The 24302-nt window shown below is 56.7% G+C and carries 20 protein-coding genes and 2 pseudogenes; 12 read left to right on the forward strand and 10 right to left on the reverse strand.

Translation table 11 applies throughout. The features are described 5' to 3' along the window. Positions 1-412: 412 nt before the first annotated feature. The 3 genes from ASD52_RS10055 (at position 413) to ASD52_RS38310 (ending at position 4690) form a co-directional block, all read left to right on the forward strand. Positions 413-2374 (forward strand): FRG domain-containing protein, encoded by a 1962-nt coding sequence (locus ASD52_RS10055; protein ID WP_162254159.1) that lies wholly within the window; start codon positions 413-415, stop codon positions 2372-2374. A 480-nt stretch (positions 2375-2854) separates the two neighbouring features. Beyond that, positions 2855-4144: an ImmA/IrrE family metallo-endopeptidase gene (locus ASD52_RS10060; protein WP_057224095.1), complete on the forward strand. Its 1290-nt coding sequence runs from the start codon at positions 2855-2857 to the stop codon at positions 4142-4144. Positions 4145-4333: 189 nt separating this feature from the next. After that, positions 4334-4690, forward strand: a complete 357-nt coding sequence (locus tag ASD52_RS38310; protein WP_156612951.1) for a hypothetical protein — start codon at positions 4334-4336, stop codon at positions 4688-4690. An 822-nt stretch (positions 4691-5512) separates the two neighbouring features. Here the strand turns inward: ASD52_RS38310 and ASD52_RS10070 are convergent. From ASD52_RS10070 to ASD52_RS10090, 5 genes are all read right to left on the reverse strand, one after another. Then, positions 5513-7078, reverse strand: a complete 1566-nt coding sequence (locus ASD52_RS10070; RefSeq protein ID WP_057224112.1) for an IS66 family transposase — start codon at positions 7076-7078, stop codon at positions 5513-5515. 70 nt (positions 7079-7148) lie between these two features. Continuing rightward, positions 7149-7496 (reverse strand): IS66 family insertion sequence element accessory protein TnpB, encoded by a 348-nt coding sequence (gene tnpB / locus ASD52_RS10075; RefSeq protein WP_057224114.1) that lies wholly within the window; start codon positions 7494-7496, stop codon positions 7149-7151. Continuing rightward, positions 7493-7897, reverse strand: a complete 405-nt coding sequence (locus tag ASD52_RS10080) for a transposase (RefSeq protein ID WP_057224116.1) — start codon at positions 7895-7897, stop codon at positions 7493-7495. The genes tnpB and ASD52_RS10080 overlap by 4 nt, the downstream gene beginning before the upstream one ends. 179 nt (positions 7898-8076) lie before the next feature. Beyond that, the gene (locus tag ASD52_RS10085) at positions 8077-9597 is read right to left on the reverse strand and encodes a UvrD-helicase domain-containing protein (protein WP_057224119.1); all 1521 of its coding nucleotides are present in this window, start codon (positions 9595-9597) and stop codon (positions 8077-8079) included. After that, positions 9587-11263, reverse strand: coding sequence for an ATP-binding protein (locus ASD52_RS10090; RefSeq protein ID WP_200954027.1), 1677 nt, complete (start codon positions 11261-11263; stop codon positions 9587-9589). The genes ASD52_RS10085 and ASD52_RS10090 overlap by 11 nt, the downstream gene beginning before the upstream one ends. A 579-nt stretch (positions 11264-11842) precedes the next feature. On the opposite strand from ASD52_RS10090, the gene ASD52_RS39915 reads away from it, so the two are divergent. Next, positions 11843-13006: a hypothetical protein gene (locus ASD52_RS39915; protein WP_057224123.1), complete on the forward strand. Its 1164-nt coding sequence runs from the start codon at positions 11843-11845 to the stop codon at positions 13004-13006. Positions 13007-13885: 879 nt separating this feature from the next. On the opposite strand, the gene ASD52_RS40585 is transcribed toward ASD52_RS39915, so the two are convergent. Further along, positions 13886-14020: a hypothetical protein gene (locus ASD52_RS40585; protein WP_277996383.1), complete on the reverse strand. Its 135-nt coding sequence runs from the start codon at positions 14018-14020 to the stop codon at positions 13886-13888. Positions 14021-14862: 842 nt separating this feature from the next. Here ASD52_RS40585 and ASD52_RS10110 point away from each other — a divergent pair. The 5 genes from ASD52_RS10110 to ASD52_RS10130 all read left to right on the forward strand — a co-directional run bounded on the left by ASD52_RS10110 (position 14863) and on the right by ASD52_RS10130 (position 19518). Then, on the forward strand, positions 14863-15699 hold the full coding sequence (locus ASD52_RS10110) for a hypothetical protein (protein WP_057224129.1): 837 nt from the start codon (positions 14863-14865) through the stop codon (positions 15697-15699). Positions 15700-16303: 604 nt separating this feature from the next. Further along, entirely contained in the window at positions 16304-17317 is a 1014-nt protein-coding gene (locus ASD52_RS10115; protein ID WP_057224131.1) for a methyltransferase, read from the forward strand. A 392-nt stretch (positions 17318-17709) separates the two neighbouring features. After that, the gene (locus ASD52_RS10120) at positions 17710-17952 is read left to right on the forward strand and encodes a type II toxin-antitoxin system prevent-host-death family antitoxin (protein ID WP_057210673.1); all 243 of its coding nucleotides are present in this window, start codon (positions 17710-17712) and stop codon (positions 17950-17952) included. Further along, complete coding sequence (locus ASD52_RS10125; RefSeq protein WP_057210669.1) at positions 17949-18368, forward strand: type II toxin-antitoxin system VapC family toxin; 420 nt, start codon at positions 17949-17951, stop codon at positions 18366-18368. The genes ASD52_RS10120 and ASD52_RS10125 overlap by 4 nt, the downstream gene beginning before the upstream one ends. Beyond that, the gene (locus ASD52_RS10130; RefSeq protein ID WP_057224133.1) at positions 18358-19518 is read left to right on the forward strand and encodes a site-specific integrase; all 1161 of its coding nucleotides are present in this window, start codon (positions 18358-18360) and stop codon (positions 19516-19518) included. Before ASD52_RS10125 ends, ASD52_RS10130 begins: the two co-directional genes overlap by 11 nt. 107 nt (positions 19519-19625) lie before the next feature. On the opposite strand, the gene ASD52_RS10135 is transcribed toward ASD52_RS10130, so the two are convergent. Then, complete coding sequence (locus ASD52_RS10135; RefSeq protein WP_057220938.1) at positions 19626-19832, reverse strand: cold-shock protein; 207 nt, start codon at positions 19830-19832, stop codon at positions 19626-19628. Between the two features lie 99 nt (positions 19833-19931). Continuing rightward, a pseudogene (gene repC, locus ASD52_RS37130) lies at positions 19932-20126 on the reverse strand (replication initiation protein RepC); the annotation flags it as partial. A 111-nt stretch (positions 20127-20237) separates the two neighbouring features. Between repC and ASD52_RS39920 the strand changes: the two are divergent. The 3 genes and pseudogenes from ASD52_RS39920 to ASD52_RS10145 form a co-directional block, all read left to right on the forward strand. Continuing rightward, positions 20238-20458 (forward strand): type II toxin-antitoxin system VapB family antitoxin (locus ASD52_RS39920; protein WP_244497447.1); only part of this gene is annotated, 221 nt, incomplete at its 3' end. Position 20459: 1 nt separating this feature from the next. Further along, positions 20460-20591 (forward strand): annotated as a pseudogene (locus tag ASD52_RS39925) (type II toxin-antitoxin system VapB family antitoxin); the annotation flags it as partial. Next, positions 20591-21076 (forward strand): type II toxin-antitoxin system VapC family toxin, encoded by a 486-nt coding sequence (locus ASD52_RS10145; RefSeq protein WP_057224137.1) that lies wholly within the window; start codon positions 20591-20593, stop codon positions 21074-21076. The pseudogene ASD52_RS39925 and the gene ASD52_RS10145, both read left to right, overlap by 1 nt. Before the next feature lie 610 nt (positions 21077-21686). On the opposite strand, the gene repB is transcribed toward ASD52_RS10145, so the two are convergent. Both repB and repA read right to left on the reverse strand, forming a co-directional pair. Beyond that, positions 21687-22655, reverse strand: coding sequence for a plasmid partitioning protein RepB (gene repB / locus ASD52_RS10150; RefSeq protein WP_057224139.1), 969 nt, complete (start codon positions 22653-22655; stop codon positions 21687-21689). 52 nt (positions 22656-22707) lie between these two features. Then, positions 22708-23931 carry a plasmid partitioning protein RepA gene (repA, locus tag ASD52_RS10155; RefSeq protein ID WP_057213813.1) on the reverse strand — a complete coding sequence of 408 codons (1224 nt, stop codon included), beginning with the start codon at positions 23929-23931 and terminating at the stop codon, positions 22708-22710. Between the last annotated feature and the right edge of the window lie 371 nt (positions 23932-24302).

The following is a 24302-nucleotide window of genomic DNA, read 5'->3' on the forward strand; positions in this document are numbered from 1 at the left end:
ACTTCGCAAAAACTGCCACCGCCTGACCAGATGCCGTTCCCAACGCCAAGGCGATCCGTCTAATCGTCCGCGTCAATGTGCGGGGAAAATCGCGCTTACACAGAAGCAGCAATGGCAAGCGGCTAGCTGTGTAAAAAGATGGCTCGGGACCGCGTGATCAATACAGATTCATGGCCGGAAGCGCAGGATCTGCTGCTCGGAAGCTCCACAAGCAGGTAGACCTGCTTAGGTTATTATAAATGTCTCAGACGGATGGATTTCCGACTGTCCGCTTTTGAGTCACCGGCAGGAAAAGCAGACGTTGGACGATTGGCGAACTCGGGACCGGCATCCGCCAACTCTTAATTCGACCCCTCAGATTTTCCTTTCAAATTACAGTAAGGTCTTTTCTCTGATGGCAGGGAGCCTTTTCGTGGGACACCAGATCACCTCAAAAATAGTTCACGCTCAAAATTATGAAGATGCGTTGAAAATATGCCGAGAGTTGTTGTCGTCGGGTCAAGCTGATCTGTTCAGAGGTCAAACAGTGGACTGGCCGAGGCTCATACCAAGCCTGTTCCGGCTCAGCAACGACAAGCGAGAAGCTGCAGACGCAGAAATGAGAATGTTTGCGGAATGGGCGCATGGCGTGCCGCCAATGCACCCTTACCACGGGAAGAATGATGCAGTTGCCGCCATTGCGCAGCACTACGGCATTGCCACCTCCTTTCTTGACCTGACCAGTGATCCCCAGACAGCCCTAACATTTGCCAAGGGAGAACCTGCCGCCCCCACCGGCGATGCAGTCATTTACTGCTTTTGGGAAAGCGACCTTCGGAAGATCGATGGGGTCAATCTCGTTAGGATATCCGTTGAGAATTTGTGGCGACTTGAGGCGCAACACGGACTGTTCTTGCATTACCTATCGGAGGAGGCGGTTGAGGTCGTCAAGTCGAAGGCCGTCAAGATCCTTCTGCCCCGCGTCGAGTTGACGGAAGCTGACACTCACCGACTGTACCCACCAAGAAAAAGTGCTCTGGAAACAGTACTGGACCAATGGTTTTACAAGCGAGAGCTCGAAGGCTCCATGGCTCAGATCACCCCACACATCAAATATCAACTCACTATAAGAAGACAGACTTATCCTGGCCTCTTTCTCTGGAGGAAGGTTCCAGAACTTGAGCCGAAATGGCTAGGCGACGACCCTCGCTGGGTTCATCCTCCAACCGAAAGTGTCCAAATTACCGGACGGCCACTTCGTGTAAAGGTTCGATTACGGGTTTCTGATCCGCTAGGGGACGCCGAATATCTGCGAGAGCATCTCTCTCCAGCTATCCTTGAAGCACTAGCTACACGACGCCTAATCAACTGGGATTTAGAATTGGCCGGCGTGGGGAAGCGACATTCTAAGAGCATCACCAAGATAGCGAACTGGGCATGGGACGGCATGAGAATACTGCCGTATCAAATCAATGAACTTACGACCGCCATGGCAAACATCCTGACGATGCTCGGCCATACCGCAAAGCGCACGAAACATAGCTCGGAGCTTCCCAACATCCTCTTCGGGGAAACGCAGGTAATTGATGTGGCACCAGTTGGTGGACACATAGAAAGTGGCAGCGTCTCAAAGGCCGCACTTGACGCAGCGAGGACCTATGCGAGCGGCAGGGGGTTCACTAACTATGGTATCAAGAAGCTATCCGAGGCACCGGATACCCTATCCGACTTCATAACGGACCCGTGGCTGCTATTTGACTTCATGAAATTCAAGAAGATTTTCATTGAGCAATTTGTGCCGACTGCGATCAGTGGGTTTTGGAGCAGCGATATCGAATATCACAAGGGAAAGCTCGGCTCCATGTGGAGCGTTCCGTTCAACCCGGCGCTGTTAGGTTACGTGTCCAATTTTCAGTACCGTTTCAATTCGCCGTTAGCCGCAGAGCGCGACGTCGAACATCTTGTTCTACTTAATCACGATATGGATAAAGATGACATTTCGGAGATATTCCTTTCGTGTATGCCTCAAATTACAGCAGGTGAGGGCCCTTTTCTGCTGAGGCTTCATGGTTACTCCGACGATGACAGGCCCATCTGGGAAATCCCACTTGCTGTCCAGCAAGCAAAGTGGGTGGTAGAAATTGGCGGTATATCCGTGTTGGAAGTAGCCCCCTCGATAACCGCTGCATCCGAAAATGACAAGATTTCGTCCGAAGCGATTGGCGCTTTCGAGGTGTGGCTAATCTCTAAGGGTCTGCTGAAAGAAGTCATGAGCAAGAGCCTTCAGGAAATCAGGCCGACTTGGGATCAGTTTTGGCAGGACCTAGGTCTGTCCAACGAAAAGATGGATCGAGCGTATAAGGAGGCGCGTGACGAGGAGGATAAGTTTCGGTGATGTGAAACCATGAAGGCAAGACGACACGGAAGAACGCGGCAAGCAGTTGAAGGGTCGAGATGCGGGCACGAAGCGGTTATTTGTCTGTGCAACGAATGTCAGCTTTTGAGAGTTCCTATCTTGGCACGGAATAGCCGAAATGAGGTCGGAAGCAGTCTCGCTGACCGCCCCCGACAAATGGCAGCTATCTCTCGGTTGGTGGCGAAGACCTGTCAGTCCGCTCCCGTGAAGAGTTTCGGGCGCCGCGAGGCGTACGAAAGTACCCGAGGAAGGAACCCGCGGACCCCAGTCTAAGGCTATGGAGATTACAATCTGCGGCTCATGTGCGCGGTAGCAGGATCGCAGTCAGGGAGTGGGATGATAGATGGCGACGTCAATGATCCTCGACACCGAAAGACGCCATTTTCCTTTTACGACGCGTGAATTCACTATAAAAGAAGTTCTGTAGTCTACCGATGCGTCTATTTTCAAGGAGACGTCGTGAATTCTTCCAATAAGGGCGATAGTCTTGAAGATGCGTTCTATCGCTATCTCCTCGACCAGAAAGCGAGCGGAGAGCTAATCTTTGGGACTTACCCTCCGGAAGCTAGTGAAATTTTTCAGAAGAAGAAATATTACTGTAAGGACCGCGAGGACAACGTCGAGTTCGACATCGTTATTGAAGTTCGCGCCAAGGGCCGATTGTCACCACAGCTTTATGTTTTATTCGAGTGCAAGAACTACGCTGGAAGCGTTCCAGAACTATACGTCAACGACTTTTCATCGAAAATAGGCCGCATTTTCCCTCATTCCGCAAAAGGCGTGATGGTTGTATCTTCACGCCTGCAATCCGGCGCCGAAAAGGTCGCCAGAAACAAGGGATTGGGGATCGTTAAATACGACGAACTCGGACTAGATATCATCGCAGATCGGAAGGGGCGGCCTTATATCGAGCATGGTTTTGTCCAGTCTCAGATATTCCAAAGTGATGCCGCATCTAAGTCGCTCAAGTTTTCCGCGTACTACGACGGAAAGTTCTTCGGCAGTATCGACCAATTGCTAGGCAATTTGCATCGGGAACTGTCCGGTGATGCGGAAGAAAGCCCAGTGGCGATCCCCTTTATATCCGCCGACACGATCAAGAAGGCAGCTCGGGACGCCCTGCTGTTGATCGGCTACGATGGTGGACCGGTGGACCTTGAAAGGATTTGCTCGGCTCATTCGCTTCACTTGGAAGTCTCTGATCGGGACTTTCGAGACATCGACGGTACTCTCATTCTTGGTACGGCTCACTTCAAACGAAAGCAAATCGTCGTCAATGCCAACGGAAATCGCTACCGCGAGCGCTTCACGCTAGCACATGAGATCGGCCACTTCGCCTTGCAGCATCAGTTATATCTCAGCTCCGAAAACATTATAGAACGCGATTTGATGATCACGAGGGAGACCGAGGCAAGCTTCAATATTGAGCGGCTTGAGTATCAGGCGAATGCTTTTTCGTCCAATCTCATTCTGCCCGACGATATCTTTAAGCGTATGACAGCGGAGTATCGCCGAAATCTCGGCATACGGGATAGAGGACATGGCTACATATTTGTCGACGACCAGCCGTCAAATATTGCGGATTATGATCAGTTGCTCTCAAATCTATCGACCTATTTCGAGGTGTCCAAACGGGCTGTCGAGGTTAAGTTCAGACACTTGGAGATGCTGACTGACTTGAGAAAACGAAACCGCAAGCAGCCAATTGCGCATGTTCTCGAAAACCTCATATCCAGGCGGATCCCGTAAGCTCGCACTCCGCCGGAAAAGACCTTGTATCTTCCAACGACTCGTTGCACGTTATTCCCCGTGGTTAGGCACCCGTGACTTGTCGCCGAGTCAAACGTCTTTGATTATCTTCTTTTGCTTTCTACGACCGCATCCAACAGCGGCTTGCTGCGTAATCGGCGAACGGCATGCCAATAGCTGGAGATGCTGATGTTTGAATTCAAAATCAATCCAAGTCTTGCTACCCTCGAAGCTGTGAAGCGCGAGTTGCTGAGTAAACTTCCAGCCGTCAAATCGTCCCACCGGTGCGAAGCCCTTGGAAGGGCATTTGGTTATGCAAGCTATTCTGCGGCACGGATCACCTCGAAATCCCCAACTGAACCTGTTCTTGTTAACGGCGCTGCATTTCAAGAATATTTGAAGCAACAAGGGTTTCGAGTTTCTCCAAGCATTTTGCATCGCGCCGTTGCAAAAGTTGCCCTCGCTGACGTTGTCGCGGCTAACGAACACCTAAGCGTGTGGGGCGTTGGCTTTGGTAGGTCCCAGCGCAAACCAGATGGAAGTTGAGAGAATGCCCGCGAACGGTATGCGCGTTTCAAGGAGGACCGCGCTGAGTTACTCACCGACTACGCCGTCACACCGTTTCTTCTATCGCTTGCGTTTTGCACAGGGTAGCGCGCACCAGGACGATCCGCGATGGGACGGGTAGCTACTGGGTAAAGCATATCGCTGAAAACTTTGATTGCACCTATCCTGAAGGCGAGAAGCTGGGACCTCACTACGTGCCTAATGGCGTTTTGATAGCGGCGGCGCTGCATGTCGGTTTCAAAACAAAATCCCATCATGACGAGCTCGGCTACCACTCGCTGAACGTGACCTTCAACATGTCGAAGTCGTGCCTCGAGGACCTTGACTACGTGATACGCCCCGACAGTAAGCGTCCGGTGAAGCCAGTGCCCTACCGCAGCGCGTCCACTATTTGCTGCAGGTTTCTTGGCGTGTCGGCCAAGATGCTCGTCGGCCCGCAAGATTGTTGGACAACTTCAATTCTAGCGATGCCATCGTAATCGATCACGGCCTTCAGGCCGACGATAACATCGGTCGGGCCATCCCACCTGTCGGGTTCCGCGAATGAGCTGTTTTGCCAGCGTGCTGTCCATTCCCTGATACCGTGGGGGCCGCGGTGCGTCTCAACGACCTCTAGGGCAAAGATCGCGATGTGGGACGCCGGCTGCTTCTCATATCGTGTAACTCTGGCACTAATGATTACTTCTGCCTCCCGGAAGACGGCAAAATCCCGCGGCTTGGATATGAAGCAAGCCGTGGACGGGGTGGCGGTGAGCGCCAATAGCAGAGCGGTCGTCTGCGTCTTAACGAATACTCGCCAAATCAATTGTCTTCCTTTGCGAGACGCCACGGCAACAACTCCTCGACCCTGTTGATTCGATGATCGGCGATACGTGTGAGAACATCGCGAAGATAGGCCTCGGGATCGAGACCGTTGAGCTTCGCGGTCTCGATGAGCGACAGGATCGCGGCGGCGCGCTCACCGCCCTTGTCCGATCCGGCGAACAGCCAGTTCTTGCGGCCGAGCGCGATCGGCCGGATTGCCCGCTCGGCGGCATTGTTGTCGACCTCTATAGTGCCATCATCGAGGAAGCGGCAGAGAGAGGCCCATCGGGTAATCGCATAGCGGATCGCCTCCGCCGTATTGGTTGAGCGCGGCAGGTCCGAAAGCATCTTGTCCCACCACTGCTTGAGGGCCTCGATCTTCGGTTTGGCCCGGTTCTGGCGGATAGACTTGCGCCTGTCCGGCGGCGCTCCACGAATGGCGTTCTCGATGTCATAGAGTTCGCCGATCCGGAGAAGCGTTTCCTCGGCGATCGGGTGCGTTCCAAGACTGGTGGTCAGATCGAAGAACTTGCGGCGGACATGCGCCCAACAGGCCGCCTCCTGGATGCGGGCGGGCTTATCGGGATGCGTTGCTTCATAGAGGTCGCGGTACCCGGCATAGCCATCGGCATGTAAGGTGCCCGAGAAGTCTGCGAGATGGGCTTTTGGATGCTCACCCTTGCGATCCGGGCTGTAGAAGTAGGAGACGGCAGGCGGTGTATCATCGGCCCAGGGGCGGCCATCGCGGACGTAGGTCCACAGCCGTCCGGTCTTCGTCTTGCCCTTGCCAGGCTCCAACACGGGAACAGGCGTGTCGTCGCCATGCAGGCGGCCGCCGGCGAACACGTGCGCGCGTAGTTTGGCAACGAGCGGCTCGAGCAGCGCACCCGCCTTGCCGACCCAATCGGCCATGGTCGAACGGGAAAGATCGACGCCTTCCCGCGCATAAATCTCGGACTGCCGATAGAGCGGAAGATGGTCGCAATACTTGGCGGTGAGCACATGTGCGACCAGTCCCGGCCCCGGCTTGCCACGCTCGATCGGCAGCGACGGCATCGTCGCTTTGATGTCGGTGTCGCAGCCCTTGCAGGTGAAGCGCGGCTGCACGTGGCGCACCACCCGGAAGGAGGCAGGAACATAGTCGAGAACCTCGGTGACGGTCTCGCCGTTGCGGATGAAGTCGGAACCACCGCAGACCGGGCAGTTGCAGGAGGCCTGGTGAACGACCTCCTGTCGAGGCAGGTGATCCGGCAATGGCTTCCGGCTCGGCTTCGCCTTCTCTGCGTTGCCAGAGACGGAACGCGCAGAGACGTCGATCGCCGCGTCCGCGGCCTCGATGTCTTCCAAGGCCAGCTCAAGCTGCTCGATCGAGCGTTCCATCTTCTCCGACGAAGCACCGAAGCGTGCCCGTCTCAGAACGGCAAGCTGGGCTTTCAGCTTCTCAATCAGGGCATCGCGCGAGCGCAGATTTTGACTTTGACACGCCAGTTCCTCCGCCTGCGCGGCGATGATCGCGCGAAGCGCTTCAACGTCATCCGGCAAATCGGAAAGGTTGTGCTCCATGGCCGGAACGTATAGCTGATTTGGCCTCGGCTCACCAGCTATCGCAATGGAAAGATTAGATTTTTTTAAGTCATGCGGTGTGCGTCGGCGCAGCGGTCCATGACGGCCGCCGCCAGTTGATCCCTTCCCATAACATCGCCAGTTGCGCCGCCGTCAGCCGCGCCGTGCCATCGGCAACCGACGGCCATGGAAAGCGACCTTTCTCCAGGAGCTTGTAGTAAAGGCAGAAGCCTTGGCCGTCCCAGAACAGAAGCTTGATGCGGTTGCCGCGACGCCCACGAAAGACGAACACCGATCCGGACGCCGGCTTTTGCCGCAACGCCGTCTGCACCAGGGCCGTCAACCCCTCGATCCCCTTGCGCATGTCGGTCACCCCGCAGGCGAGATAGACGCGCGCATTCGCACCCGGTCCCATCATGCTTCTTCCACCGACCGGATCAGCGCTTTCAGCGTTTCCGGGCCGATTGACGCATCGATCTTCAGGACGCGACCACCTTTGCAGCCGATCTCGATGCGCGACGGCTTTGCGGACCGTTTCGGTGCGGCCCTTTCTGCTGCTGCAGTTCGATCCGTTTCGCGATCCGCATCCGGCCCGATCAGCGCCACCGGCAACAGCGTGACGCCTGCTCCATTCGGTGACCGGATGTCCCGACCGAGTTTCTTGCGCCAGGTGTAAATCTGCTGCGGGAGAATATCGTGCCGGCGGGCAATCTCGGCGACGCCAGAACCACTCGTTACCTCATCCAGAATCTGCAGCTTGTCCTCATCCGTCCAGACACGGCGGCGCTCGACGCCCGTCAGAATCTCAACCCGCCCCATAAAGCTCACCCTTGGCTACGTCGCTAACTACGGAATTAGCGACGTAACTTCAGCGCACTGAGCAAAATCTCAAAGGCTCCTTCACCGGACGCTTACCCCCGACAGCACTCGGTCCCAGGATCGGCGACATGTCGAGGAAAGGCGTAGGGCAAAAAAGGGCGCCCAAACCTGGTAGGGCTTTAAAAGCTAAAGAGTGGAGTTGGGTCGTCTCTGCAGACGACAAGCGTCAAGCTTTTCTTCGCTCTGCTGAGGCCCACATACATCAGTCGTCGCTTGTACTCAGTGCTCGAAAATGAACTCCGGTCGCACATCAGCACCAATGCATTGTCGCATTCGAGCCCCTTCGACTTGTGCACGGTGCTGATGCACCTCTCAGGAGGATGGGGATGCGAATAACTTCTTCGCTTGATTATCTCAGCAAGTCCATCCGCTGCTGAGGCGAAACTCCCTATTTTTATCGCATCATGGAACTCGCTTTTGAGATCGATAGAGATTGTCGAAAAGCCCGGTGTTTTGGACGTGACGAGATCTCTCAACAACGAGAGAGCGAGGCTGACGCCTTGGTGATCGGGCTTTTGCAAGAGCATGCGGCTTAACGTTTGCAAGTGCGCGGGCAATCCTCGCCTAACCTTTCCGCACCTATCCATCACTTCCTGACGGACGCGCTGGCCATGAATTGACGCAGTGAACCCGGTGCAGGTGCTGCTAACGAAAGTGATGAAGGCTTCCGCTACATCGGGGGCTGAGCCAGCGAACCGCTCGACGCTTCTCACCAAAAATGAAAGCTCGTCGCGGCTGTACCCTTCCCAGATCCGTATGGTTCGATTGAAGAAGGCATTCAGATGATCGACTCGGTCATTCCCAGAGGTCAGCACGAGCAGTTGTTGCGAATTCCTAGCGAGATCAGAAATTGGACGGCGATCTTCAGTCGACATATTGAGCGCTTTGTGTGCAATTCGGGCAGAATTCGACGCGTGTATAATGGTAAGCCCTTTAGGAAGCGGTTCAGCGAGGCTAATCCGGTTTCCACTGGCGAGCGCGTCGCGCGCTCGTAGCACCCATTGCCCAAGCTCTCGAGAGCCTGTTTGCCAACGATGCGGGTTTGTCAGCTTTCCGAACCCGCCTAAGGTCGCCAAGTGCTCCCAACGATCGAGCGCTAAGCTTGTCCCATTTCCAGTGCCTCCATATATAAGCTGCATGGGGTCGCCCAAGAACCGGACCATCGAGCCCGCCGCATGCAGAGCCATCACGACTGCGTGTTGATCCGCGCTCGCGTCCTGATGTTCGTCACAAATGATGATCGGGTACCGTGTCGCCGCAGCGTGCGACACCGAAATAGAGCGCTCAAGAAGCTCTCTGCACCGCGCAGCCACGACGTCGTAAGCATTGTGCTCACGAGCCCAAGACCCAACATCTCTTGGTAGGTCGAGCGAGCGATGGTACATCGCTGCAATCTCAGTCAGAAAGCTGTCGATCGTGCGGATTTCGACACGGTTCGATACTCTACGTGTCCGGCTGGCAAACACTGATCGTGCGGCATGTGTGTGCGTTAAAATCAGGACCCGTCCCACCGATAGCGCTTGAGCAGCTTTCAGGGCGTAATTGGCGCCCTGGTAGGTCTTCCCGCAACCGGCTGGCGCCTCGATCACAACAAGTCCCAGATCGGAGCTTAGGAGCGCGGCGACCTCGTCATCCGTCAAAACGTAAGTTCCCCGGAGCTAACGCCGGCTTGCCCACGGCCGTGCATATCGCATTGATAAAAGGAAGTATCTCCGGTTCGATCTTCGGCCACAAACCGAAAGCAATCATTTTCTCGCAGAGCTCAACGCCACCGCCGATCGACTTAAACCACCGTTGACTGTGCTTGGACCACTCCTTAGCGGTTCGCTCATCCGACGCTCCGCCTTTGTCCCCGGTCGCGGCGGAAATAATAACCTTCCGAAGCGCTCCGTAAGATCCGCTGGCGTTCAAGATTTCGGTCTCTTCCTTGCTCTGAATGTTCAGTCGGTCAGCAAGGGTCCGGAGACGTTCACCCCCGACTCCATCTGGATCAAAAGCAAGGGAGAGCAATTTCTCGTCGGGAACATGCGCGATAATGTTCTCTTCAAGACAGCCTCCCGACCACTGGAATAGCTTAGGTCCAGCAGAAGATTTCAGTTTTTGCCAGCGCCCAGCGAATTTTCCCTCGTCGTCACAGAAGCCAGCAGCGGTGATCCCAGCTGTCTCCAGAGCTTCCAGGAGGCCCAGCATCGCCTCATTGCCGCCTCCGTCGGCAATTCGAATTCCGTAAATATGTTCATGTATAGTGAAAACGCGACGAAATAGGGTGCGGAGAAATCCAACTTCGGTAACCCCTTCCGCAATAATCGGGACTTTCGACAGGAATGTCTCAGGATCTCGGCTCTGCTGTCTGCCCACTTTCTCCTGATGGAGTCGCCCAATTCGGCCATCACCGGCCATGTACCAGAGAGCGGCGTCTCTAGCTGCCGCAATTACGACCGGACTATGTGTAGTCAAAAAACTCTGTTGGGTATCTGATGAGATTGCATCGAGAAGCTGGCGTATACGGTAGGGTTCGAGTCCGCGCTCAATCTCATCGATAACAGTCAGCCGGGTGGACGCCTCGATCGCCCCTGCAATCTGGAGCGCCGCCATTCTACGAGTACCCGCTCCCCAGCTGGCGACGGGCAGCGCTGTACCGTTCTTATCGGCTAGAAGACCGACGAGCGCGCCAATGGAAAGGCCCTGCCTGCTTGTCAGTCCAACATCCAGGTTGTGTGGCAAGCCGGCGTCTCTCAGCACTTTATCAAGATCTTTGAGCGCTTTGGTCTCTTCGCTCGTAAACGCGTTCGCGACCTCAACCGAAGCGACTTGTGCACTTATTCGAGCTTTAAGATTGCCCTTCGAGAGGAGTCGATCGAGGGCCGAACCTGTAACCAGGCGCAAGTCGCGGTCATTGCGATCGTCGTTGGCGAGCCGCACGACGCCAACCTTCCGACGGAGGCTAGTTGAAAGTGCAACAGCATCCATATTCGGCTGGACGACTTCCCAAACCAGTTCCAACTCTGGCGTACCTCGGACTCGAAAGATATAAACCGGATCGCGATTTGCATCCTCTTGATCGCGATTAGGCAGAACGGCTTTCCTGCCATCCCATTCCCATGGCCAGAGCGTCTGCTGAAAATTAGCCAATTCCACTTCTGCGGGAAGCGCGACAGTTGCCTCTATGACGAAGCCAGGATCGAGTGACCTGTTGAAGTAATCGGTCTCGTAGACCTGAGCGGCATTCGTGGGGCTGAAGACCATCGCGATCGCATGAAGTAGCGTCGACTTACCGGAGTCGCCACCACCAATGAGCAGATTCATTCGGTCTTCGGGGAGCCAGTCCGTATCCGCGAGCCCTCGGAAATTGGAGACTTTCAAACGTCGTATACAGGGCTGCTTGATCATAGCCGAACCGAATCATAGATTTCAGGACCAACCACAAGCTGTCGTATTTTACGGCAATAGCAAGCACGCGGAAAGGCTCAGCCGTAGAAAGAGACAATAAATAGCGGCCGATCGATCATGAACTTTCACATTATGGTTGCATAAAGCCAAGTTGGGACTGCCGTCGATTATGATGACGATAGAATATCTAGCAGCTTCACCTAATAGTCTTGCAGAACGCGTGGCTAAGGTTCCTGACGAAAACCGAGACGTCGAGCATCAGGGCGCCTCTTTGCCGGGCTCGATAGGACAGTGACGAAGGTTACTCATGATGCTCCCCGCCAGAACACTTCTGATATCACGTTTTCCGACGCCAAAGATTTCGACGAGTTCCAGCAGTGCTGAAGGCGACCATCGCCCTTCCAATTTCCGGTACAATAGTTTTGACCATGGACCGTTGCTTCGCGACGGCTTTGCTGGCAGAGCGATACGAAACAAAATTCACGACGGTTATGAATGTTCGACTTGTTTGATCCCCGGTTCCCGGAAGAAAAACTCCATCATCACTTTCGTCTCATTTGCGCTGACCCAGAATATGCTAAGGCCAAGTCCGTCATCCAGAACTGGGCGACTGGCCTGCTGGATCGAAGAGGCGAGGGCCAGAAATTCATCAAGGAATTTCAGTCCACGTTCAATTCCTCAATGTGGGAGCTTTACCTCAACAGGGCCCTGATCGATTTGGGATGCAGTGTCGACTATTCCAAATCTGCGCCGGACTTCTTCGTCAGCGGGCCCGGAAAATATGAGTTTAACATCGAAGCCGTAGTTTCCGATCAGGCGCCGACCGCCAGACAGACGACTACCTTCAATGAGCGGGATTTCAAAAAGCTTGGTGCGCTAAAGCTCGCCGGAAAGATCAGGGACAAGCTGGATCTTTATCGCGGAAGCAATGGCAAGAAGCACCCATACTCTTCACTGAGCCACGTGCGCGATCGCCCATTTGTCATTGCCATCGCGCCCTTCGACAGCGACCTCTCGCTCACCCAGAACAACGAGCTCATCAACATGGTCCTTTTTGGCCTGGCGCCGCCGGTACTCGAAGGGCCAGACATTGGGAAGCAAGCAAGGATAACCTCGCTCCCGAAGCCTTCAGGTGCGCCGGTTGAGATGGGAATTTTCACGAACGATTCGTTCAAAGAGATCAGCGCCGTCTTCTTCTCGACGGTTGGCACGTTTGGAAAAGCCGTCGTTGAAAGTAAGGTAAATAAACTTATCCGTTCAACGCGGTACAGGCTTATCGACAAACACAAGGTTGAGCCCAATTCGAAGCTCTGGCAGGTCGGAACGCGCCGGTTTCAGCTCGCCCCGTTGAACTACCTGGTCACACAGCGACGAGAGAGCGAGGATCAGATCGGCGGTGCAGATATGCTTATTCAGCATTCATCGTTTCATCATGAAACCCATGTGGATGGGCTCCAAGTCTATTTCAATCCATATGCGGAGGTGCCATTTGACCAAAGATTTCCATGGCCTGCGGAAATAGCCCTCAATTATTACGACGTCAAAAGCGGTGAACACATCCAAGCTCATCCGGACGGCGCGCTCGTGTCTAGGCAGGTCTATGACATATCCCCCGAATTCGTTCGGCTCCTGCTCGGCACATATGGATTTCTTAGGTAATGGGGACCCGGCTCGGCGCCGGCGAATACCTGCACCGAGCCGGTCCCTTTCCCCTCACCTAAGCAATGCCCTGAGATCGGCTTCGGTCGCTCTAACCCGGCTGCGGGCACACTCGTGGGTTACATCGAGTACGGCCGCGACAGAATTAAGATCAAGCCCAACGCCATCTTTAGAGGCATTGAGATTAGCCCGCTTGATCCGCGCGGCCGGGATCCGTGTTCCCAGCGTCTGCGCGTAGGCTCGGATTGCTTCGGCATTTGTCACCTCGCCATGGAGGCCCTTGGCAAGGCCGAAGGCAAGTGCGCGTGCCTTGGAGATTCGGCTTCGATCGCCGACTAGGGCGATCGCCTGAGATCGCGGTCGACTGCCCGCTGCTCGGGGCTCCAGGACGCCGCGACGGCGTACACGGTCTCTGTGCTGAGGCGGTCGATTACGTCGGACTCACCTTCACCGCTCTGGCCTCGTGGCGTCGGCCCGATAGGAGCGTTCTCCCGACGCTTACGCCAGTTCGAATGCACACCCCTGTAGCGGCTTCGCACGAAGGCGGAAAGATGAGTATCAAGCCGCCAACCCGAGCGCTCGTTCTTGCCCTTATCGGGTTGCGACTTGCGTAGTCCCATGAGCTGCTGCTGGGACGCAAACTTCGGCCAAATCATGGACAACATCGGATTGATTGTCTCTGTCGAGGCCTCGGCGTGGTAGAAGTCCACGCTGCGCGAGATCGACTGCGGCCAGCCATATCAGAGGCGCAGCCCCTTCAAGCACCGCTTTCGCTTCAGCCGGTGTCAGGATTTTTCCTGCCTCGACGTCACGAATTGTCTGTCGAAGTTCTTCTTCTGACATCATCGCTTCGATTCCCCCTCAGGCCCAACGGTGACATCAGGCTCCGTAAACCACGCCCGTGCCGGTCTTGGCCAAAACAACAGGGGCTTGAACGGGGTCGCCGCCCTTAGCCTGCGACAGGCCTGCAGAGAACGAGAGCGACAGGAGGATACTTGCGACAAAAGTGGTCATTTCAATTCTCCTGAATGATGGTGGCAACCCCGATGAAGTCTAGGTCTGATTCTACATGCCGGAGAAAATCTTCGTCTTTCCGAAGTTCCGGCCGAGCGTCTAAAAGCACGGTGAGGTAGTTCGTGAGGGCATCGCGATCCCCGCGGTTGTTGAGTACGCTGATCTTCACAACATGTGGTACCCAAGCGTCAGGAACAAGGCTGTGAGCGTGCTCTGCCGCCGCCCAAGCCGCGTCGAGCGCTCCCTCATCGATATAGACAGCAGCAAGGTTTACGAGATCGTCCGCCGCGGCATTATTGTCGCCTGCCTCTAAATCATCCGCAGTGCCCGTTCATGACAACCGCGAGCCGTGGAGGCACCGCCACGTGCGAGCTCGGCGTGCGAGAATGCGCCACAGACGCGCGGACCGTTCGTCTGGCGGCACCTCGGTGAGCAGAGCAGCAGCCTCATCGTTGTTTCCATCGAGATGCAGCCGCATGGCCCTGACGACAAGCTCCTCGGATATTTCTCCTGCCGAGTAGCCAAGCTTCGACGACTGCCAACGAGCTTTCTCGGTAAATGACTTCATTGAACGCTTCATGATGCCCTCGCTTGTGTCTCACGAACGTAAGGTATTTCGGCGAAGTCGATCCAACTCATCAAAATAAAGAATCTTTTCGACGATTTGACAAGCGACTGATTTGTTTCGGCAATTTCCTTGTCGTTTTTTTGCGCACATCCCCGGCGTTGTTCAGACCTCTATCCGAAACCTTACCCCGATGTGAACGGAAAGGCACCGGCGGCAAGCCTCCCGCCTTCCGGCACGACAGATAACGAGCCACTTAACTACGGGAGTAACAGGAATGACCACCAACTTATTTCGCGCCGCGACTGTGGCGCTCATGCTCGGTACAGCACCCGTCGCAACCGCCATGGCCGCGCCGCCGAGCACCGCGATCAATACAGAGGCCGAACTCAACGCCAAGATCGCGGAGATCGACGCCGACTTCAAGCTCCGGATCGATGCGCTCACCACGCAGAGCGAGAAGCTTGGCCAGAACTTGCCGTCGTCTGCTGAGGTCCTCCTCGACACCATGATGGAACGTGTGGAGATCAAGCTTCATGTGCCAGAAATCACCATGCGACTCCAGACCATGAAGCTCGATGTACCCGAGGTGGCCTTCAAGCTCCGGAAGTTCTCATGGGACGTGCCCGAGTTCCGGATGGAAATGCACAACTTCGGCTTCATGAAAACGAAGGTTCCCCGGATCTCCATGGTCCGGCACGAGTGGTCTACCAAGATCCCCGAGTTCGCAATGCGCCTCCAGGAATGGAAGCTGCACATTCCCGAAGTTACGATGAAGCCGCGCACCTTCTCCTTCGATGTTCCCAAGGTCGGATCGGCGCGAGCGGAACTGAAGGCGCGAGCGGCAGCTGGAGATGCGATCGCCGACGCGGGCGAGCGTTTGGCACAAGCGATGCAAGCCGAGATCTTCGTAGCGACACGTGACTATCTCGGCAACCTCCGCAACCAGACGGTCGCGCAGTTCGATCATGCTCTCGCCGAAATCGACCGCGCCATCGCTGCAGCGCCGAATGACGCCATCCGTAACGACCTTGCCGCCCAGCGCGCCGGGATCGTTGTGTCTCGCACCACGACGCTTTCAGCGATCGACGCACAGATCGCTGCAAACACATAATCCGGGCGAAAACGGACAGAGGTATGGGGCGGCGATCGCCGCCCCCTATCAGAATATACCAGAGCCGAGAGATCACTCTCGGCTCTTTTCAACTGGGCCGGTGACCGGGGCCATCGCGCGCGCATGCGGGTTTTTGCTTTAGAGTTTTAAAGCGAAAACTGTCATATGAACGCTGGGTTTAGACGATCAACGCTGTACGATTTCAGCGAGCCACTTTTTTGCCAGGCCATGGCAAAATCGAACATCAACGGCAACTTAGGCAGTTTTCGACCCGCGATAGTCGATGAGCGTTCGTTCCACGCGCGGATCAAATCACAGCATCGGCCGCCGCTTCCGGCGCAGTTTCCAAGGTACCGGGGCTTTGAAAGCTCCGCCGCTGCTCGACGTGAAGTCGTTGGGTCAAAGTTCGGCGTCGGAATTGCCGCTTCGCGGTTGGCCTCTTAGCTACTCATTTGATTAATAGCAGCCCATCGCAAAACGCTCTATTTTTCCCTTGCAGGGAGCCTCGACAAAACGAGAGGTCCTCGGCTTCGCTCCGCCGTCGGACCGCTTCGGTCTCAATCCCAGCTGCCGTTCAACGACACAATCCACAAGGAGACGAGCGATGGACGCAACGACGCCGGACAACATTATGCAGCTCGGCATGGGGTTCTGGGCCTCCAAGGCACTGCTCAGCGCGGTCGAACTCGGCGTCTTCACCGAGCTCGCAGCAGGCCCGGCCAACCTGCCGGATCTGCAGGCCAGGCTGAAACTGCATCCCCGTTCGGCCCGCGACTTCCTCGACACGCTGGTGGCCCTGAAGCTGCCCGAACGCGAGGAGGGCCGCTATCGCAATACCCCGGATACGGACCTCTTCCTCGACAAGGCGAAGCCGTCCTATATCGGCGGCATTTTCGAAATGGCCAATGCCCGGCTCTACGATTTCTGGGGCTCGCTAACCGAAGCCCTGCACACCGGAGAGCCGCAGAACGAAGCCAAGCACAGCGAGGACTTCTTCGCCGCGATCTATGCGGAGCCGGCACGGCTGCGCGGGTTCCTCGAGGCCATGAGCGGGATCAGCGCCGGTGCGGCACAGGCGATCGCCGCCAGGTTTGACTGGTCGAAATACACGACCTTCGCCGATGTGGGCGCGGCGCAGGGCATGGTGCCGGTGGTGATCGCGCGAGCCCATCCGCATCTCCAGGCCATCGGCTTCGACTTGCCCGCGGTGCAGCCGATATTCGACGAGTTCGTCGCCCGGCAGGGCCTCGCCGACCGCATCCGCTTCCAAAGCGGCAACTTCTTCGACGGCCCGATTCCGAATGCCGATGTGATCGTGATGGGGCATATCCTGCACGACTGGGATCTTGCCGAGAAGAGGATGCTCTTGGAAAAGGCCTTCGCCGCGCTGCCGAACGGCGGGGCCCTGATCGTCTACGACGCCGTCATCGATGACGAGCGACGCTTGAACGCCTTCGGCCTGCTGATGAGCCTGAACATGCTGATCGAGACCCGCGGAGGCTTCGACTACACCGGCGCCGACTGCCAGGCCTGGATGCGCGACGCCGGCTTCGTGTCCACACGCGTTGAGCCGTTGCTGGGGCCGGACTCGATGGTGATCGGCTTCAAACCCGACTGAGCGGAAACCGCAACCGGTCCAGCCGTTTGCTGCGCTTCGACTGAATTGGCGCGCAAACATCAGCGCCGCGCTCGCCCGCTTCCGCAGCAATCTCACAAGGCGTCTGGGCTTTAAAGGCCGTCCCTGTCAGCACTCTCGGCCATCTTAAGCGATCATTAACGATATGAATTAACAACTTAAAATTCACAAAACGGAAGTGAAATGGCTTCTGGTTTCCGTCATCCAGCCGCAAAATCTCAAGCCGATTCTCTATCGATAGGTTTCAAGTATCGATAGTGATATGGTCCACCAGTTGACCAACACGTACGTGCGCTCTATTTTTAGCTCAGAACGTCAAATTTGCGCTCGTCCGAAATCTGCGCGACGAGAGCCATTGTTCAGCGGAGTTTCCCATGAGCGTCACCGTCAAAGTCGCCGAGGCCAAGGCGCATCTCTCCGAACTCCTGGCGCGCGTCGAAGCCGGTGAAGAGGTCATCATTTCCCGCGGCAACGATCCGGTCGCCAAGCTTAGCCGGATCCACAAGGACAATGAGCTCGGCTTCCTGATGGCAGAAGTCCGGGCGGCTCGCTTACGTGCCAAACCCGTTACCAACGATGAGATCCTTGACTGGAAGCGCGAAGGACAGCGATTTTGAGCGTCTTCGTTCTCGATGCCTCGACCGCAGCCGCCTGGCTGCTTCCGGAAGAGCACAGCGAAATCGCTGAAGAACTGATCGCCAGCATATCCGGCCAGTGTCCGGTCCCAGGTCTCTTCTGGCACGAAGCCAGGAGCATCCTTGTAACCGCCGAAAGGCGCCAGCGCATTGCGGCGGGTCAGGCATTGACGGCGATGACCAGATTGCGGCGCCTCCCACTTGAGGACGCCGGCGCCGGCCAGGACGGATCGGTGATCGAGCTTGCGACGGCGCAAGGGCTCAGTGCGTATGATGCTGCCTATCTCGAGCTCGCGATCGCCCGGTCCCTTCCGTTGGCGACCCTCGATCGAAAGCTGGCGGCTGCAGCGCGGGCAGAGAAAGTGCCGGTCCTGGGACCGTTCGGCAATGAGCACTGACGGGATCCAATCAAGTGCTCTGGCTCGAGCCGAGCAACTCGACGCCCTGGACGCCATCCTGCCCTTCGACCGCCGCGACCAGCTTGCTGCACTTCTGACCGACAACGATGTTGCGACGCTAAAACACCTCGCCAGCGAAGGCATGGGCAACAATACCCTGAGGGCGCTTGCTTCTGACCTCGGCTATCTCGAGGCCTGGTGCCAGCTCGCCACTGGCACTCCCCTCCCCTGGCCGGCGCCGGAGAGTCTGCTTCTCAAATTCGTCGCCCATCACCTCTGGGACCCGGCTAAGCGGGCCGAGGATCCAGGCCATGGCATGCCGGCAGAGGTGGAAAGCGGCTTGCGTTCTCAACGCCTCTTGCGCGCCGACGGGCCACACGCCCCGCAAACCGTTCGACGCCGGCTAACAAGCTGGTCGATCCTCACCCGTTGGCGCGGCCTCATCGGTTCCTTTGACCGCCCTTCGCTGAAATCGGCCCTGCGGCTGGCCGTTCGCGCCAGTGCACGGCCGCGGCAACGCAAGAGCAAAAAGGCGGTTACAGCGGATATCCTGGCGAAGCTTCTGCTCGCGTGCGCTGGCGAGCGCCTGGTCGATCTACGCGATCGTGCACTGCTTCTGGCCGCGTTCGCCTCCGGCGGACGGCGCCGATCAGAAGTGGCAGCGATGCGCGTTGAGGATCTCAACGATGAGGACCCGGTTCGCACAGATCCAAACGACGAGAAATCCCCTCCCCTCCCCTGCCTGTCGATCCGGCTCGGCCGCACGAAGACGACGACGAGTGATGGCGACGAACATGTGCTGCTGATCGGCCGGCCAGTGGTTGCGCTGAAACGTTGGCTGGGGGAAGCCAATATCGAAGAGGGGCCGGTGTTCCGACGCATTGACCAATGGGGGAATATCGACCAGCGGCCGCTGACGCCGCAGTCGGTCAACCTGATCCTGAAGGGCCGCTGCAAACAGGCCGGGCTCGACCCGACGCTATTTTCCGCGCATGGATTGCGGTCAGGCTATCTGACCGAGGCTGCCAATCGGGGCATCCCGCTCCCTGAAGCCATGCAGCAGTCGCTGCACAAGTCCGTCATGCAGGCCGCTCGCTATTACAATGACGTGGAACGCAAACAGGGGCGCGCCGCTCGGCTGATCACCTGAAAGCGCCGGTCATACCGGCGAAGGCGTGTGGTCTTGGACGTCCGGCCAGAGGCACCGCTGGAGCAGAACAAACACTGCATGCAGTAAGCTGCAGAATCGCAATGGGCTCAGGTCTGGAGGTTGTCGGCTGACATCTTGCCGGACTTGCGGTCTTTCACCAGCTCATAGGTAATCTTCTGGCCGTCGTTGAGTCCGCGTAGACCAGCTCGCTCCACCGCGGAAATGTGGACGAACACATCGGCAGTTCCGTCATCCGGCTGGATGAAACCGAAGCCTTTTGTTGTGTTGAACCATTTTACCGTACCGGTTGCCAAAGTATCCTCCTTTGATCATTGTCCTGTCGGACCGATAGGCTCGAATGACACTGGTGCGCTCACATTAGTAGACGGTTCCGGCGTCAACGGAAGTCATGCGCCGGCAGAATTGATATGCCCGCCCTCTCAAGAATGCAGGCCATCGTCGCGGCCGCATTTTCCGGGGCCATGGCGTCGCAAGCATCCTGGTTTAGCGCTCGGACTGACACCGAGCATTGATCGGACGACCACCGCGGCCGTCATCAGTTCGCGCCAACTCGAAATCGCGCCGTCCGGCCCATACATCGCGATCTTCTGAGAGCGCGACTTCAGCGGTTTCTTCGCAATCCATCAGCCCCGATACTTCTCTTGCATCAACACTGCGGTCAGGTAGAATACAGAAAATCAGGAACCAAGGAACCTTCGATGGCGCTCAGTATTAAAGATCTGGAGACCGAACGGCTTGCCAAGGCCCTGGCCGAGAAGACCGGAGAAACTATCACCATGGCCACGCGCCGCGCCCTGGAAGAGCGGCTGCGGCGCCTCGCAAATGCCGGAAATCGCGAAGTGCTTCTCGAGGAACTGGCGGCGAGCCGTAAACGCTGGGCGAAGCTCCCGGTGCTGGATAAGCGCTCTGCCGATGAGATNAATGCCGGAAATCGCGAAGTGCTTCTCGAGGAACTGGCGGCGAGCCGTAAACGCTGGGCGAAGCTCCCGGTGCTGGATAAGCGCTCTGCCGATGAGATTTTGGGGTATGACGAAAACGGCCTTCCCAACTGATGGTCATCGACACATCAGCAATTGTTGCGATCGCGTTCAACGAACCGGACGCAGAAACCTACGAGCAAAAAGTAGTCGACGCTCCGCGGCGTTTCATTTCAGCTGCGACAATTCTTGAACTGTCCATCGTGATCGAGGCTCGCCTCGGCGAAGCGGGCGCTGCCGAGCTCGATCTATGGCYCTACAAAGCGGGTGTCGAAGTCGTCGCTGTSGACGCGGAACAGATTRCTATTGCAAGACGTGCCTGGCGCAACTTTGGCAAGGGCCGGCACCCGGCGAGCCTGAATTTTGGGGACTGTTTTTCCTATGCGCTGGCCAAGTCGCGCAACGAGCCATTGCTCTTCAATCGCAACTTTGGCAAGGGCCGGCACCCGGCGAGCCTGAATTTTGGGGACTGTTTTTCCTATGCGCTGGCCAAGTCGCGCAACGAGCCATTGCTCTTCAAAGGCGACGATTTCTCGCGCACAGACATAGAAGCAGCCTGACAATCAATGACCGGCGCAGGCTGCACTTGCCGAATCGAATGATAGGCGAATGTCGCGCGATGGAAACTCGCGCGCGATAACGGTAGGGACCGACTGTTCATCAGGTCTTGCGAAAGATGGCTCCGAAATCGGCATCAAATGCCCCGTTCGCCAAAGCCCTGCCCGCGGTGCTACCTCCAAACAACGGCCTGTCTCAATAGACGCAACATCGCTCAAAAGCGAGTCTGCCTGATCGATCTGCGCGATTCAGGCGGTGCTGCTGAGCGCGTTTGCGTCCGAGCCGCAGACGCTACCGCCGGCCTGGTGTGCTCGGCATTCTATTTTCCGCGTGTAGTCTGCACGGCGTTAATTCATTGATTTTTCATCGGATTATCCCGAAATTGCCGGCCGACAACTTCTTGCCTTACGGGCCCACTCGCGAGCGTTTTTCGGTCCAGGCTTTCATGCTGACCAAATCTCCGAATACACCATTGGGTTTGCACACCAATTTCTGCTTGCTGGCAGACAAACTTTAAGACTCACCCGGCCTTCAGGATCCTTTTGCAAACGGTCAATCTGACCAAGCCTCCCACCAAGAAAAGTGTTCGAAACGGCCCTTTTGGGCTTCCATTCAATCCTTAGCGGACAGGAACTCGGCGTAAAGCCGATCCAGATTGTCTGCGAGGTATTTGCCAAACCGCCCGGCATTCTTCGATCTCATCGAAAGCGCGAATGCCTTGCCGGAGTTCGAGTACTGAGCTTGCACAGCCTTATCTTCGGCTTGCCAGTGATCCTTGACCTGGAGCACCGCCTTCCTGACAGGCTTCCTCGATGTCGCAAGCGCGTTGAAGAGCGCATTGAAACGCTCGTCGCTGGTGAGCGAGCCAAACGAGGGCTGTGCCAGAACTTCGCCGATCTGTCCCGCGTTGTCCGCCTTTCCAGCGAGCAGCGAGAGCTCAAGCCAACGATCGCGTCCGGTCGACGGGGCAGGGCCAATGCTCCTGATGACCTCCGGCGAAATCCGTTCGGTCACGGTCATCATCTTCGAGATCGCCGTCTTGTCGGCGGTAAGGGATGAAGAGATTACCGAGCGATCATGCCCAAGCGCCTCCAGCCGATGGGCAAAGCTCGCCCGCTCGATGAAGGAGAGATTGGCGCGCGCGGAATTCTCCTGCCCCTGCGCAATGACATGCGTGCGATCATCCAGCGCTCGAACAACGGCCTTGACCTTGGCGCCGAGTTCGCGGGCGGCCCGGACACGGCGATGTCCGAACACCACCTGATAGCGACCAGACGCCGACGGGTGAGGGCGCACAAGGATCGGCGTATCCTGGCCTCGTTCGGCAATCGCGTGCTTGAGAGCTTCGAATTCCTCTCGGTCATCCTCAAGGCGGTCGACCACGAAGGATCCGTCGATCGAATCCGGGTCGAGTTCGACAATCGTTTCGCCTTCAAGGAACTTGTCGGCCTGCCTGGAAAGTTCATCAAGCGAACGAACCATGCTCTTCGATGCACCCCGCATTGGATAGGCAGGCGCGATGTCTGTCTGCGGAGTATCGGCTCCGTCAACCAGACCTGCCAGTAAGTTCTTTCTCGCCATCTCGTTACTCCGTTTGTCTGTACCGCATGAGCGGTCATCCCATAGTCGATCGTCAGCCGGCGACCTTACGTCCCCAGGAGGCGTGGACCAGGTCAGCGATTTCCGAATTGACAGCATTCAAGGCATCCATGGCGCGCTCATAGGTTGAGCGGGTCATCTGGCTCTTGTCGACTTCATAAAGTGTCTGCTTGGTGATGCCGGCATCCGACACCGCCGTTGATTTCAGCATCTGGTTCTTCAGGACGAACTGGTGAAACAGCGTCTGCATGAAGCCAACCATCTGTCCTTGCGGTCCGTCGGTCGGCTCGTACCTGGTGATCAGATAACGATACCATTCCAGATTGACCTCCGCACCCGCATCGCGGATCGGCTTCAAGATGCCGCCGAGCATCAAGAGAAATTGTCCCATAGACATCACATCGAGCATCTGAGGGTGAATCGTAATCAAGACGCTCGTGGCTGCAGTCAATGCCGTGATGGTGAGATAACCCAGCTGGGGAGGGCAGTCGATCACCACAACGTCGTATCGGTCATCCACTTCGGCCAACGCGCGCGAGATACGCGTGAAGAAGGTCTTACCCTCGTTCGAGCTTCTGTTAGACATCGCAAGCGGCGTATCATACTCGAACTCCTGCAGTTCGAGGTTCGCAGGGATGATATCAAGACCGGGGAAATTCGTCGGTAAGATCACCTCAGAAATCGGCCGGCGCTCTTCATCGTAACGGATCGCGTCGTAAAGCGATGGTGTCTGGTCGAGTTCCGGCTGGAAACCGTGAAGCGACGACAAGGAGGCCTGCGGGTCCAGGTCGACTGCCAGTACCCGGTGTCCGGTCAGAGCCAGGTACTGAGCCAAATGGGCAGCGGTCGTCGTTTTGCCCGAACCGCCCTTGAAGTTGACGACCGCGATGATCTGAAGTTTTTCACCGGCTCGGCGTTTCGGCATGTAATGGCGCGCTTCCGAGCGACCATGCTGGTCGAGGTATCGGCGCAACTCAACCATCTGTTCGGCGCTGTAAGAACGCCTTCCAGACGTCGATGTCTGGGGGAGGGGACCCTTACCTTCAAGGTGCAGCTTCTTCAGGGTGCTCTGCGACACGCCCAGAAACTGTGCGACTTCATTCAGCGAAAACTGACGCAGCAGCTTTTTGGCGTTCGGGGGAAACTGCTGCATGCTGAGGAGATGGAGCTTCTTCGAGATCAGATCGCCCTGCTCCAGGATGAGGTCCTCGAACTGCGTTGGCTGAGCACGGGCTGCGGGAGGTGAATTAGCGTTCATTGCATGGGAGCTCTCGAATAACGGTTTTTCAGCCGGAAGGACTGCCTAAGCGTTATTATGGGTGAAATCGCCCTGCTGGCAAGGAATTTAGGATTAACAAAAGGTTAAGGTTGTTTCTGAGGCTTTGGAGCGAGCCAGCGGTGTGCCATCGCCGAGCCCAGGCCGGTCGATGTTCAGATAATGGCGGTCCTCTGAGCCCCGCGCCCATCGGACTCGGTCTGAAGACTTGCTTCCGCCGTCGCGCACCTCAGTTCATGCGGCATGATGTGGGTAGCGCGAGCGGCGGCTTTAGAAAGGTAATGGAAGAATTTGGCCCAGCTCCGAGAGAGGCACGAGATAATGATCCTTTTCGAAGCGGACGGAAAGGATCC

Origin of the sequence: Ensifer sp. Root142, assembly GCF_001426785.1 — a bacterium.
GTDB classification, from domain to species: domain Bacteria; phylum Pseudomonadota; class Alphaproteobacteria; order Rhizobiales; family Rhizobiaceae; genus Ensifer; species Ensifer canadensis.

Excerpts from the sequence above, each read along its gene's own strand:
- ASD52_RS38310 (WP_156612951.1), top strand. The coding sequence starts at position 4,334 with ATGTTTGAATTCAAAATCAATCCAAGTCTTGCTACCCTCGAAGCTGTG.
- ASD52_RS10070 (WP_057224112.1), bottom strand. The coding sequence starts at position 7,078 with ATGGAGCACAACCTTTCCGATTTGCCGGATGACGTTGAAGCGCTTCGC.
- tnpB (WP_057224114.1), bottom strand. The coding sequence starts at position 7,496 with ATGATGGGACCGGGTGCGAATGCGCGCGTCTATCTCGCCTGCGGGGTG.
- ASD52_RS10080 (WP_057224116.1), bottom strand. The coding sequence starts at position 7,897 with ATGGGGCGGGTTGAGATTCTGACGGGCGTCGAGCGCCGCCGTGTCTGG.
- ASD52_RS10090 (WP_200954027.1), bottom strand. The coding sequence starts at position 11,263 with ATGAATCTGCTCATTGGTGGTGGCGACTCCGGTAAGTCGACGCTACTT.
- ASD52_RS39915 (WP_057224123.1), top strand. The coding sequence starts at position 11,843 with ATGTTCGACTTGTTTGATCCCCGGTTCCCGGAAGAAAAACTCCATCAT.
- ASD52_RS40585 (WP_277996383.1), bottom strand. The coding sequence starts at position 14,020 with ATGACCACTTTTGTCGCAAGTATCCTCCTGTCGCTCTCGTTCTCTGCA.
- ASD52_RS10110 (WP_057224129.1), top strand. The coding sequence starts at position 14,863 with ATGACCACCAACTTATTTCGCGCCGCGACTGTGGCGCTCATGCTCGGT.
- ASD52_RS10115 (WP_057224131.1), top strand. The coding sequence starts at position 16,304 with ATGGACGCAACGACGCCGGACAACATTATGCAGCTCGGCATGGGGTTC.
- ASD52_RS10120 (WP_057210673.1), top strand. The coding sequence starts at position 17,710 with ATGAGCGTCACCGTCAAAGTCGCCGAGGCCAAGGCGCATCTCTCCGAA.
- ASD52_RS10130 (WP_057224133.1), top strand. The coding sequence starts at position 18,358 with ATGAGCACTGACGGGATCCAATCAAGTGCTCTGGCTCGAGCCGAGCAA.
- repB (WP_057224139.1), bottom strand. The coding sequence starts at position 22,655 with ATGGCGAGAAAGAACTTACTGGCAGGTCTGGTTGACGGAGCCGATACT.
- repA (WP_057213813.1), bottom strand. The coding sequence starts at position 23,931 with ATGAACGCTAATTCACCTCCCGCAGCCCGTGCTCAGCCAACGCAGTTC.